Here is a 506-nt window from a genome sequence, read left to right as displayed (position 1 = left end):
TGCCGGTCGAGCTGATCACCTCGACCAACTTCGGGCCGGACTACTTCTCGCGCCCCGACATCATGCTCAACCATCTCGAAGGGCTGCGGGGCGGGACGGCGGTCGTCACCGGGCCGAACGCGCCGGGCGGCATCTTCAACTACATCTCCAAGACCGGGAAATCGGACCCCGGGATGCAGGTGCAGGCCAAGTACGGCCTGGAGGGCGACGGCAAGAACCCCTACTACCGCATCGACGGCTACGCTGGCGGCCGCATCGGCGACAGCGACCTCTATTACGCGGTCGGCGGCTTCTATCGGCGCAGCGACGGCGCCCGCAACCCCGGCTATCCGATGAACGACGGGGGGCAGATCCGCGGCAACCTGCTGTGGAAGTACGACGGCGGCCAACTGCTGCTGACCGCCAAGTATCTCGACGACCACAACGGCTGGTTCGAGTTCACGCCGTCGTTCGGCGGCGACGATCCGCACATCGCGCCCGGCTTCTCCAAGACCAGTTCGGTGCTG

The 506-nt window shown here is 66.4% G+C and carries 1 protein-coding gene; it reads left to right on the top strand.

The window, feature by feature from the left end:
* Positions 1 to 506: TonB-dependent receptor (locus DVH29_RS16465; RefSeq protein WP_439331632.1), on the top strand; the 506-nt coding region annotated here is incomplete at both ends.

The organism is Pelagibacterium lacus (assembly GCF_003345525.1).
Classification (GTDB): Bacteria; Pseudomonadota; Alphaproteobacteria; order Rhizobiales; family Devosiaceae; genus Pelagibacterium; species Pelagibacterium lacus.
The sequence above is the reverse complement of the archived record's forward strand: the minus strand, read 5'-3'. Positions and strand labels throughout refer to the sequence as shown.